We start from the raw sequence: 12,279 nt of genomic DNA, 5'->3' as shown, positions 1-12,279 counted from the left end.
GTCATAGTTTACGGTTAAAAACTGAGGTTTCAATTGCTGTAGAAGCACATAAAACCCGCTACTATCATTGTGACGTACCAATATGAATGATTGATACAAATTGCTTATCTGTTGCTAATTTTACATTTTTTAGTTATTCAAAGCTTATTCAATATAGCCGTTCATGACTAATTAACAATACTTATTAATGCATTACTGCATTGAGGGGAAAAATACTAACACTAAATGCAACCAACCTGCTAGAAAACCAGTCAAACCGCCCAAAACAATCAACGTCATCTCATCCTCACGGAAAGCTGGACGCAACAGATTCTGAAACTCATTTGGCGTGAGCGCACGTATTCTATCGCGAAACAGACCAAATATCTTACTGGCTCGGCTTTCATTTAGCTCAGGATCTCGCAGTGGTACCATCGTTGCGACAATAGACTTGTCAATAATGGTGTTTTTTAGTTGTCCATAATCACGGCGTCCCAACCCCACACGTAATGTCGTGCTAATCACTGGTGACTCTAGCACCGTATATAGATGCGATTTCATCAAATCACGGGTTTGTGCTGAGCGATCACCATACATCATTTCATTCATGATGTTTTCTAGAGTGACCAAATCCTTCACCACAATTTCAGCAAAAACCTCGGAAACTTCCTCTTGGCGCTTCATGAAGCCGCCTTGTAAGCGATACTTTGCGATATGCGGTATGACGGGCTTGATAAATGGAAAGCGACTCTGCACCGAAAACAGCTTCAAATAAGGTATGAAGTGCGGCTCTACTGGATTAAACACCATCCAAATGGCAATCCAATTGGTAAGAAAACCCCAAATCGCGGCAAAGAACGGTACGGTCCAATGCTGCGGCACCACCAAAAATATAAACATCTGGATAATACCAAATACCAGACCAATCAAAGCACTAATGTGCCAGATAAAGTCTATCTCTTTTTGCCCCACTTTTAGAAACATATTGACCATCAAACGACGATCATTTTCCATGGTGTTGACAATCATTTTGCGCATATCGACCAAGTCTTCGACATGATAAGTCAAATCTGTCACAAGCGACTGCATAATACTAGGTAGCTCTTTATGAGCTTGCGCATAGACACGGCGCTTTAGGGCGTAAGGTAGATTGCCCCACAATGCTGGCGAGTGATCCAGCATAATCTCATCAATCAATGGCTCAAGATTTTTGTCTACCGTATCAGTAACAAATATCGCCATTTGCTCAGGCTCCATCGCCTTAAAAAACTCATCAAGCGAACCGAGTTTTGAGAGCGTCTGGTCAACGATAACTCCTGATATCTTGCCCGCTTTGCGCGGAACGATACCTTGCCAACCGATACCTGGCAACCCAAAAAACGGGAAGTTAGGAATACGAATACCCCAGAACTTAACCGGATAAAACAGCATCTTGAGCGCCATCCACACATGTACCCAAGTGACGAATGCCGTCACTGGTGGGATGGTCAGCATGGCAAAAAACTCTGGGTGTTCAGCTATCGTCTGCCATAATGAATTTACGTCCATGACTTATCTAGTCCCTGACAGGTTGATTGTCGTTGCTAACATTATCGCTACTGATAACGAAACTTTAGCAAAATGAGAACGTTTCAAAAGACGCTCCGCCCATAATAACTACTATAAAATAAATCGCCTGATTTTAGCATACTTGCCATTTATTAGCACATATAGACCAGCGGCAAGTTGTGACTAAAGATGACATGGTTCATATCGTCTGTTAACCAACAAAACCTGAATATAAGCCAGTTCTTGGCTATCAGATAACCAGAACAAAATATATGACTGAGTACTGCGCCTGCTCATTTGTTCTGTTATAATTTGTAGTGAAATAACAAAAACTACCTACGTATAAATGACTGCATGACGATTTCACACCATACCCTTCTATGTGATTGAAACCATTTGCATTATCTTTTAGACTCACCGCACTTTGGTTAACCAACCTGCCCTCTTATTTTTCTTTTATTGACTCACTGACCTTTTGGGCTCTGATCTTCTATGAATAAACCGATAACTCCCAATACCGAACAGGTCAACAGTACCTTTACCAATCGTATTATCATCTTTGGGATTATAATATTGATTGGTTTGGGCGGTTTGATAACACGTTATGGGTATTTGCAAGTCTACGCTCATGATCAGTACACAACGCAAGCCGATAACAACCGTATCAAACTGATATCTGCGCCGCCTAGTCGTGGGTATATCTATGATCGTAACGGGGTAATACTGGCAGACAATCAGCCTGTATTTACAGCGATGCTCAGCCCTGATGAGGTCGAAAATCCTGAGCGCACGTTGCATCTGCTTGCGCCGATTTTTGATTTAACCGATACAGATATTACTGATATCTTGGCGCGTCTAAGTAAAAATAAAAATGACCCTGTAACGATCAAGATCGATTTAACAGAAGCACAGTTGGCTCAGTTTAGTGAGCGCAAGCCGTTCTTCCGCGGGGTCTCTATCCAAAGCAAGCTTACGCGCTCTTATCCTTATGATGAGCTGTTTGCCCATGTCATCGGCTATGTCGGACGTATCAATGACAAAGAGTCAAAGCGTATTGATAAAGACCGTTACGCTGGTACTGACTTGATTGGTAAGATTGGTATCGAAGACTACTATGAAGATATTTTGCTTGGGCAACCGGGTTATCAATCGGTAGAAACAGACGCACATGGGAATATTTTGCGTCAACTGGATACCAAGCCGCCGATAGCGGGTAACGATATTACGTTGAGCTTGGATTATGGCTTGCAAACTATCGCCCAGCAGCAACTTGATGGACGTCGCGGTGCAATCGTTGCGATAGACCCAAAAAACGGTGATGTATTGGCATTTGTTAGTAATCCAAGCTACGACCCTAACCCTTTTATATCAGGTATCTCTTTTAAAGATTACGACGATCTGCGTGAAGATTTGGATCAGCCACTGTATAACCGTGCCCTCCAAGGTACCTACCCACCTGGTTCTACTATCAAGCCATTTGAGGGTTTGGGCGGTATTCATTATGGTCTACGTGATTGGAACAGTACTATCTATGACCCTGGTTATTTTAGCTTACCTGGTGATACGCATCGATTCCGCGATTGGAAACGTGGCGGTCATGGCACGGTAGATCTAAAAAAATCCATCGCGATGTCGGTCGATACTTATTATTATAAGTTGGCTTATGAGATGGGCATTCAACGTTTGCATGATTGGATGGTACGCTTTGGTTTTGGTGAAGATACTGGTATTGATTTACCTAACGAAAAATCAGGCATCATGCCATCGCCAAAATGGAAAAAAGACACTTACGATAAAGACTGGCTACCGGGCGAAACGATCTCGGTCAGTATTGGACAAGGGTACTTCTTGGCCACACCGCTACAGATTGCCAACGCTACGGCCATGACAGCCAGTAAAGGTCAGCATATCACCCCGCACTTATTAAAGAGCAGTGACGGCGCCGCGGACGTCAAAATTATCACTAAGCCAGATGGTAAAATCGACTATAACGGTAAGCCGTCTGACTGGTTGCGTATGCATGATGCGATGGAAAGCGTGGTAGAAAACGGTACAGGACGTGGCATCTATACCCCGCGCTATCGTATCGCTGGTAAAACAGGTACTGCACAGGTGAAATCTATCGCGCAGGGCAAACGCTATGACAAGTCGGCGATTGATAAGCGTCACTGGGATCATGCTTGGTTTAATGGTTTTGCCCCAGTAGAAGACCCGCAGATTGCCCTTGCAGTATTGGTCGAAAATGGCGGCGGTGGTAGTGCTGTTGCAGCACCTATTGGCCGTGCTCTATTTGACTATTGGGTATTACAACGTAAAACAGATCCTGTGCTGCCACCTTCTGCTGACGAGCTAAAAGTTATTAAACGCCAAAAGGCTTTTGAAAAAGCGATGCGTGACGCCATTCGTGATAAAGAAGCAAAAGTATTGGAAGAAAAAGAAGCCGCGGAAGCCGAAGCGGCAGCAGCGACGTCTGAGTAACTAGACGTTTGAGTACTTAATAGTATAAAAAGCAAAACCTAGCAAAGAATTGGTAAGCGAGACACAATAATGAAAAAAGCCTCAAATGGACGCGCACCAAAGAATAACCGTAAAGTGAAAAGTGCGGCAGCGGGTGATGTGCGCATTATCGGTGGTCAGTTTAAGCGCCGTATTGTAAGTTTCATCGATGCAGATGGCCTGCGCCCGACCCCAGATCGCTTGCGGGAGACTTTATTTAACTGGCTACTCGCTGACATTCATGATGCCCATGTACTCGATAGCTGTGCTGGCAGTGGCGTACTGGGGTTTGAAGCGCTATCTCGCGGTGCGGCCCACACAACATTTATCGAAATCAATCCAGCACAAAGCAACATGCTACGTCAGAGTGCTGAGCAATTACGTCTTGAAGCTGCTGCTTATCAAATCTTCACTGGCACTGCTGAGCAAGTATTACGTCAAGAGCATCTGACTGCACGCCCCTTTGACATCGTATTTATCGATCCACCTTATGCTCAGGATTTATGGCAGCCTATTTTGACTGCGCTTATTACCAATACCTTAATAAATACTAAAACACTAATTTATTTAGAAGCTGATACAGATTTGGCAGCACAGCTTAAGCAATTGGAAGCGTCACTAAATGAGAATTTAGACCCTCAATCGAGCGTTACTCAGCAACTAATCGCTTTTGAATGCTTGAAACAAACCAAAGTCGGACAAGTTGTTGCTGGACTTTATCGTCTATCATCGTCATAATTGTCGGGTTAATGAAAGCCGTTAACATATTTTACAAATGTTTAGAACCGCTAAAAACTGGCCGACGCTGCAGTTTAATGTATATAAGGCGAAAATAAACCCCAATGCAGCTTGCAAGCGTAGGCGCTACTGCTTATAATGTGCAGTCTGTTTTTTGAGAGCCCCGTTCCCAGCTAAACTCTCAACGAATTCTAATTTTAAGGTTTTATCATGAAAACACTTAGTGCAAAACCAGCTGAAGTGACCCATGACTGGTATGTCGTAGATGCTGACGGCAAAACCCTTGGTCGCTTAGCCACTCAAATCGCAACTCGCTTACGTGGCAAGCACAAGCCTTCTTTTACTCCGCACGTTGATACTGGTGACTTTATTGTTGTCATCAATGCTGACAAAATCACGGTAACGGGTAAAAAAGCACAAGACAAAAAGTACTATCGTCACAGTGGCTACCCAGGTGGTATTAAAGAAACCAACTTCAATAAGTTGCTTGCACATAAGCCTGAAGATGTTCTACACAAAGCAGTTAAGGGTATGCTTCCAAAGGGCCCTCTTGGCTATGCGATGATCAAGAAGCTGAAACTTTATGCGGGTACTGATCATCCACATACTGCACAGCAACCTAAAGAACTAGACATCTAAGGATATACTTATGGAACGCAATTACGGAACTGGTCGCCGCAAGACGTCTACTGCTCGTGTATTTTTATCAAAAGGTACTGGTAGTATCGTTGTTAACGGTAAGCCACTTGACGAATACTTCAGCCGTGAAACTTCACGCATGGTTGTACGTCAGCCATTAGAACTACTAGACTCTGCTAACGCATATGACTTATATGTAACTGTTGCAGGCGGTGGTATTAGTGGTCAAGCTGGCGCAATCCGCCACGGCATCACACGTGCATTAATCGAAGCTGACGAAACTTTGAAGCCTGCCCTAAAAGCAGCTGGTTTTGTTACTCGTGATTCACGTCAAGTTGAACGTAAGAAACTGGGTCTACGCAAAGCACGTAAACGTCCACAGTTCTCAAAACGTTAATCAAAACTCTCTCTTATATTTTTGCTGCTGTTGTCTTTTTCTCAGAGCTTCAGTAGCAAAGTTAAATAAGAGTCTGGTTTTGCAAAACCTTATAAGCTGGTCACAGCTTATAAGGTTTTTTTATGCCTACTGATAGCACTTTAATTGTCTTAATCAAACCAGCTTTGTCTTACAGCGATAATTAACATGAGTGCCTTGTTTCGACACTACAAAGTAGAGCGTCTGTAGAAATTCTAACTTGCAAAGCATTAAACGCTACCCCATCATATCAGTAACTTTTTATTATTAGCCATGATGCCTCAAACCGTGCCGCAGAAGGATATTATGAAAGCGCCAGAACAATTCGACCCTAGCAAGCCATCTGCCAATAGCAGCGTGCCGCCTAGCATGAAACAATCGGCTAAGTCGCCTGCTATACCTGCTGGCACACCGACGATTACTCAAAATCATAAGCGTACAGCGCAAGCAGATAACAAGCCATTTCAGTGGCAGTTTTTATTACCAAAGAATTGGGGCATTTGGTTATTATTCTTAATAATGCTACCGATGATATATCTGCCGTTACGTTGGCAGTTTTGGCTAGGTCGTAAGCTTGGTATATTGATTTATAAAGCTGCTGGCTCACGTAGACGCGATACGCTAATCAATCTTAAGTTGGCTTTTCCAGAGAAGCCTGAAGCTGAACGTGAATTAATGGCCAAGCAAGTATTTGTCAATCAAGGCATTGGTGTGTTTGAAACATTATGCGCTTGGTTCCGACCCAATATATTTACTAGAACTGTATCCATCTCAGGGTTACAGCATATTGTTAATGCGCAAAATGAGCAGCGGCCAGTTATCCTGCTCGGTGCGCATTATACGATGCTAGATTTGGGCGGCCTATTATGTGCACAGTTTTTCCCTGTAGATTGTATGTATCGTACGCAAAACAATCCTTTATTAGACTGGTTTATTTATAATGGTCGTACCAATATATTTGGTAAGCAAATCTCTAGTCGTGATATGCGTAGCCTAGTTACCTCTATCAAAGCAGGACACGTCATCTGGTACTCTCCTGACCAAGACTATGGTCTCAAGCAAGGTGTCATGGCGCCATTCTTCGGTGTGCCAGCCGCAACGATTACTGCATCGCGTCGCATGGCGAAACTGGGTAGCAAAGCACAGCCGCCAGCTGTCATGGCACTGCATACTTATCGGCAAACGCCTGACAACTTGCCGCGCGGTAAACGTCCCCATTATCATTTAACAATTACGCCAGAATTAGACAATTATCCAAGTAAAGATGAAGTCGCTGATGCTACTCGGGTCAATGAAGTCTTAGAAGGGCTCATTCGTATTGATCCCACTCAGTGGATGTGGTTCCATCGCCGCTTCAAACATGGGCCAAACGGTCGTACCGATATTTATAAGTAAGCCTTTATTCCCAAAAATATTGGTGAAGTTTGCTATACTTTGCGTCTAATAATTTGCAGTTTAGCTATGCACTGATAATAATTTGATAAACAAAATAACGGATTTTCCATGAGCAATAACAGTACTCCTGACAATCAAACTTCTGATACTTCAACTGAAGCCAAACGTATTCTGACTGGTATCAAACCGACTGGTATTCCGCACTTAGGTAACTATGTTGGCGCGATTCGTCCAGCGATTGAGTCTATTCAAAATAGCGATCATGAAGCGTTTTTCTTTTTGGCAGACTACCATGGCATCATTGGTTGTTATGACCCTGCTATCATTCATGAATCGACGAGAGCCATTGCCGCTACGTGGATTGCTTGTGGTCTAGACCCTGAGCGTGTGACGTTCTACCGTCAGTCAGACGTGCCTGAAATTCCAGAACTTGCTTGGATCTTGAACTGCTCATGTGCCAAAGGTTTGATGAACCGCGCCCATGCCTATAAAGCAGCCGTTGATATCAATACAGAGAAAGCCGATGTCGATCCTGATCAAGGTGTCACCATGGGTCTGTTTGGTTATCCCGTACTAATGGCGGCTGATATTTTGATGTTTAATGCGACCCACGTGCCTGTTGGTCGTGACCAAGTGCAGCATATCGAGATGGCGCGTGATATCGCAGGTACTTTTAATCATCGTTATAAATCGCTTTTTACGTTACCGTCCGCAGTCGTTGATAACGATATACCGCTGCTTACTGGGCTTGATGGCCGCAAAATGAGTAAGAGCTATAGCAATACGATTCCCCTCTTCGGTGAGCCAAACCCGCAAGTCAGTCCTGAAAAACAAATGCATAAAGCCATCATGAAGATCGTGACTAACTCACAGTTACCTGATGAGCCAAAAGATCCAGATGACTCAGCTATCTTTGAGATTTATAAAGCATTTGCGACCCCTGAAGAGATTGCTGATATGCGTGCGCGTTATGCCGCTGGTATTGGCTGGGGCGACGCTAAGCAAGCCCTGTTTGACAAGATTAATGATGAAATCGCGCCATTCCGTGCACGTTACGAAGAGCTGATGGCCAATCCAAAAGAGCTGGAAGAAATCTTGCAGATGGGTGCGAATAAAGCCCGTCGTCATAGTCGTAAGCAACTAGACAAAGCTCGCCGTGCTATCGGCATCCGTCCGCTTGCTAAGCTTAAATAATCGTTGCTGGAATAGTCGTTTCACTGACGCAATTTATGATCAAAGCGGGTGCTAAACGTGCAAACTGAACCAAACACCAAACAGGCGGCTTTGTCTAATGCCGCCTTATCTGCTATGGCTGATTCAACTTCTGAGCCTATGGACAATCAGAGCGATCATGATAAATCAGTCAACCATGATATGTCGCTACGTATCTATCAGACGCCTGTACAGCATTTGCCAGAAGATCTATATGTACCGCCGCAAGCCTTTGCTATTTGGTTAGAGCAGTTTGCTGGTCCATTGGATTTTCTATTGTATTTGGTCAAAAAGAACAACGTCGATTTGACCCAAATGCCTATTCTGCCTATCACTGAACAGTACTTAGCTTATATCGGTGAATTGGATACCGAGCACTTTGAATTAGCAGGTGATTATCTGTTAATGGCATCAACGCTCATCGCTATCAAAACCGAACTGCTATTGCCTGCCCCTGATACTCCAACCGACGAGCGTGATCCAAAAGCAGAACTTATCGAACGCCTCGAAGAGTACGCGCAAATCAAAGTGGTCAGTCAGCGCCTAGACAATCTAGTACGTCTAGAGCGCGATGTGTTTTTGGCCATGGTTAGTATGCCTGGTCAAGACGTTATGAATGCGGAACTGCCAAGCTACTCACCTAACTTGCTGATTGATAGCTTATTTAAAATGCAGTTACAGCCTAACTATCAAATGCATACGATCAAAGTTGATGCAGTACCCCTTGCCGATCGTATTGCCAGTATTAGCAGACAATTAAGTACAGATGGGGCGCGCTCCTTTTATGAGCTACTGGATAAGGCACAAGGTAAAATAGGCGTGGTCGTGAGTTTTGTCGCCGTACTTGAGCTTATAAAGCGGCAGTTAGTTGGTGTGGTCAATATTGAGACAGATAGCGGTATCGTCAACTCTGTTTCCAATAATTCTGATCAGAATAATATGAATAATGAATCCACAAATCTCACATTACAGTGGTTAGCCTAGTAGGCTCTAAGACTGTCTCTTAGACTACTCTCTATTAAAATCACAATATTGAAATAAGAGCATACTTTAGATGGTAGATATTGAAGACCCAAAGCAACATGACGAGACCCAAGAACCAATAACTATGACTACATCTCCATCGGTTGAGGCACAGCATGATTCTTTGGAAGAGTTGAGTAAATGTATTGAAGTACTGTTGCATGCATCAGAAGCACCGCTGACCGCTCACGCGTTAAAGAAACATTTGTCATTATCTACTAAAGAATTAAATCAAACCCTAGAGGTGCTGCAACAACGCTTAGATACAGGTGTGCTTAGGCTACATGAGACAGCCAGCGGTTATCGCTTACAGATATCTGATGACTATAGCAGTCTAATTCAGCGTACTTTTCCGCAGCGTCAAGAACGCCTGAGCCAAGCCCTACTTGAAACCCTAAGTGTCATTGCATACAAGCAACCTGTGACGCGTAGTGATATCGAGCATGTGCGCGGAGTAACATTATCGAGCAATATACTGCGCCAGCTGTTTGATAAAGGATGGATTGTGGAGAAAGGCTTTAAAGATACTCTAGGCCACCCTGCATTGCTTCATACTACTGCGCAGTTTTTAGATGCGTTTGGATTAAGCCATCTGGATGAACTACCACCTATGCCAGATATGGAAACCATACGAGCCATGTCTTAAAATTTCTGCTGAACAAACTATAGTTACTCACACAAAAAAGGACAGACCGCATAGGATCTATCCTTTTTATTACGTTGCTGATTTTGAACTGATATCAAAACCTAGCAATATATCTGTTAATTACTGATTAATCACATCAACACCCTTTGGTGGTGTAAATTTAAACTGACTGCTACCAATACTTGGGTTCATCTTAATACCGCTGAACTTGATAGAAGTTGTTTGACCCAAGGTGTCATTCAATACCATCATGACAGGTTTGCCACCACTAAAGCTTATTGAGAGACTTTTAAAACTTGCACTGTCTGACTTGGGATAGAGTACATAGTAGTTCTTGTTGTCATATGGCTGAGTGATTTTAAAGTTTTGATCAATCTTGCTTGGATCACCTGACAGTAGTAACGCTGGTGTATTACCTACTTGACTGTCAACATTCTGCTTAGTCGCTTGCTCTAAATCCTTGTCATAAACCCACATAGAGTTCCCATTAGCAACGATAAGCTGCTCTGATGGTGACTTGGTTTCCCAGCGGAAGTTATTTGGACGTTGAACACTCATAGAGCCTGTAAACGTACCACTACTCGCGCCTTTAGTTGTTTGGCTAAAATTGGCCGTCATACTCTTGGTATTGGTCAGCAATTTATTCAAACGTTTAGCAGCTGTTAGGTTATCAGCAGGAGCTGCAGTAGCCGTTTGAGTCAATGCCATCATTGGCGCTGCGATACCTAGCGATGTCATTAATATACCTGCTAAAGCACCACTCATCATCTTCTGTTTGGTTGATTTTTTCGTAGATAAGTTCATCATAAATCCTCTCTAAAAAAGCATAATCACTTTAAAGTTGTCGCTAAAAATAAAATATTCTATTGAAATTTTTGTTTTCTATAAATACTGATTTTACCGAGCTAAAACTGGTAACCATCAGCAATGGCAACAGTGTGCCAGTTTTTTTATTACGCGCCTAGTCATGATTTGCAATCTTTACTACGGCTGCCATACACGCTTGTAACCAATGCAGTTACACGGTAAGAGTTTGCAGTTAAAACTATTAGCTACAGTAATTATGCTAATAATGGCTTTAAAAATATCGCTCAGAAGAATTACTATTGATTTATATCACCCCACAAACGTAAAAAGCCCCTACTACCATAAGGCAGTAAGGGCTTTTTTAATTATCTAATCATTCTATCCAAAGAATAAAACGATCTAAATAGATAATTATGCGTTTTCAACCGTAACATAACGACGGTTAAATTTACCTTTGGTCGCAAACTTTACAACACCGTCATTCAGTGCAAATAAAGTATGGTCACGACCCATGCCAACGCCTTCGCCTGCGTGGAATTCTGTACCACGTTGACGAACGATGATGTTACCAGCTGTGATAGCTTGGCCACCAAAGATTTTTACGCCTAGCATTTTTGGGTTTGAATCACGACCGTTACGGCTCGAACCGGCAGCTTTTTTATGTGCCATGAGAAAATCTCCTTGTTAATTTGACTTATCGCTGATGCGATAACTCTTAAGCATTTAGTGCGCTATTTAGCAATAATTGCTAAATGGATAATTAGGCATTAATCGCTTTGATTTTTAACAAGGTGTACCATTGGCGGTGACCTTGTTCTTTGTGATAATGCTTACGACGGTTGTGCTTGATGATACGGATTTTTTCGCCGCGACCATGCTCAACAACTTCAACTTCTACGCTAGCACCGTCAACAACAGGCTGACCGATTTTGACGTTATCGCCGTCAACAACCATCAACACGTCTTCAAATTTGATTGTTTCGCCTTTTTCTGCTTTTAGTAGTTCAACTTTAAGCAATTCATCGACGACTACACGGTGCTGTTTACCACCAGTTTTGATTACTGCGTACATTGTATGACTCCGTTTAACCCGTGTGCCGTGGCTGATGTTATACCAACGCTTTTACGACGAACACGACAGGGAAAAATTAAAGGCAAGATTTTACGGCTTTTTGCTCATAAAAGCAAGCCGCGCCTCTCGTTTTTGCAAGGTAGTTACACTAATGACCATCTCTCATTTGGCTATAACGGCTGCTCATCAAGGAAAGTCGATAAACGACAATGCGAATATAAACATGAGAAATAGTAATGATAAGTGATAGATTAAGCCCAACAGCGGCCATTATAACTTATGCAATCAGTTACTTACAGCCCTTTATGA

The 12,279-nt window shown here is 42.9% G+C and carries 12 protein-coding genes; 8 read left to right on the top strand and 4 right to left on the bottom strand.

Annotated features, from left to right (window positions below; translation table 11 throughout):
* Window positions 1-192: 192 nt before the first annotated feature.
* A complete protein-coding gene (locus FQV37_RS00140) occupies window positions 193-1,527 on the bottom strand; it encodes a DUF445 domain-containing protein (RefSeq protein ID WP_102093742.1) in 1,335 nt (444 codons plus the stop codon).
* A 492-nt stretch (window positions 1,528-2,019) separates the two neighbouring features.
* Here FQV37_RS00140 and mrdA point away from each other — a divergent pair, with 492 nt between their 5' ends.
* The 8 genes from mrdA (at window position 2,020) to scpB (ending at window position 10,091) form a co-directional block, all read left to right on the top strand.
* On the top strand, window positions 2,020-4,005 hold the full coding sequence (mrdA, locus tag FQV37_RS00135; protein WP_160020806.1) for a penicillin-binding protein 2: 1,986 nt from the start codon (window positions 2,020-2,022) through the stop codon (window positions 4,003-4,005).
* A 69-nt stretch (window positions 4,006-4,074) separates the two neighbouring features.
* Complete coding sequence (rsmD, locus tag FQV37_RS00130; protein ID WP_160020805.1) at window positions 4,075-4,761, top strand: 16S rRNA (guanine(966)-N(2))-methyltransferase RsmD; 687 nt, start codon at window positions 4,075-4,077, stop codon at window positions 4,759-4,761.
* Between the two features lie 210 nt (window positions 4,762-4,971).
* Window positions 4,972-5,400 carry a 50S ribosomal protein L13 gene (rplM, locus tag FQV37_RS00125; protein ID WP_057761004.1) on the top strand — a complete coding sequence of 143 codons (429 nt, stop codon included), beginning with the start codon at window positions 4,972-4,974 and terminating at the stop codon, window positions 5,398-5,400.
* A gap of 10 nt (window positions 5,401-5,410) precedes the next feature.
* Window positions 5,411-5,797, top strand: a complete 387-nt coding sequence (gene rpsI / locus FQV37_RS00120; RefSeq protein ID WP_021813618.1) for a 30S ribosomal protein S9 — start codon at window positions 5,411-5,413, stop codon at window positions 5,795-5,797.
* A 324-nt stretch (window positions 5,798-6,121) separates the two neighbouring features.
* Complete coding sequence (locus FQV37_RS00115; protein WP_160020804.1) at window positions 6,122-7,210, top strand: LpxL/LpxP family acyltransferase; 1,089 nt, start codon at window positions 6,122-6,124, stop codon at window positions 7,208-7,210.
* A 108-nt stretch (window positions 7,211-7,318) separates the two neighbouring features.
* Window positions 7,319-8,404, top strand: coding sequence for a tryptophan--tRNA ligase (locus FQV37_RS00110; protein ID WP_160020803.1), 1,086 nt, complete (start codon window positions 7,319-7,321; stop codon window positions 8,402-8,404).
* A 138-nt stretch (window positions 8,405-8,542) separates the two neighbouring features.
* Window positions 8,543-9,406 carry a segregation and condensation protein A gene (locus tag FQV37_RS00105; RefSeq protein WP_160020837.1) on the top strand — a complete coding sequence of 288 codons (864 nt, stop codon included), beginning with the start codon at window positions 8,543-8,545 and terminating at the stop codon, window positions 9,404-9,406.
* 124 nt (window positions 9,407-9,530) lie between these two features.
* Window positions 9,531-10,091, top strand: a complete 561-nt coding sequence (gene scpB / locus FQV37_RS00100; RefSeq protein ID WP_160020802.1) for an SMC-Scp complex subunit ScpB — start codon at window positions 9,531-9,533, stop codon at window positions 10,089-10,091.
* 120 nt (window positions 10,092-10,211) lie between these two features.
* Here scpB and lolA read toward each other — a convergent pair whose 3' ends face one another.
* The 3 genes from lolA to rplU form a co-directional block, all read right to left on the bottom strand.
* Complete coding sequence (lolA, locus tag FQV37_RS00095; protein ID WP_478009417.1) at window positions 10,212-10,895, bottom strand: outer membrane lipoprotein periplasmic chaperone LolA; 684 nt, start codon at window positions 10,893-10,895, stop codon at window positions 10,212-10,214.
* A gap of 414 nt (window positions 10,896-11,309) precedes the next feature.
* On the bottom strand, window positions 11,310-11,567 hold the full coding sequence (rpmA, locus tag FQV37_RS00090; protein ID WP_021813611.1) for a 50S ribosomal protein L27: 258 nt from the start codon (window positions 11,565-11,567) through the stop codon (window positions 11,310-11,312).
* Window positions 11,568-11,658: 91 nt separating this feature from the next.
* The gene (rplU, locus tag FQV37_RS00085) at window positions 11,659-11,970 is read right to left on the bottom strand and encodes a 50S ribosomal protein L21 (protein ID WP_057761012.1); all 312 of its coding nucleotides are present in this window, start codon (window positions 11,968-11,970) and stop codon (window positions 11,659-11,661) included.
* Window positions 11,971-12,279 lie beyond the last annotated feature (309 nt).

This window comes from Psychrobacter nivimaris (assembly GCF_009812035.1).
Lineage (GTDB): Bacteria > Pseudomonadota > Gammaproteobacteria > Pseudomonadales > Moraxellaceae > Psychrobacter > Psychrobacter nivimaris.
The sequence above is the reverse complement of the archived record's forward strand: the minus strand, read 5'-3'. Positions and strand labels throughout refer to the sequence as shown.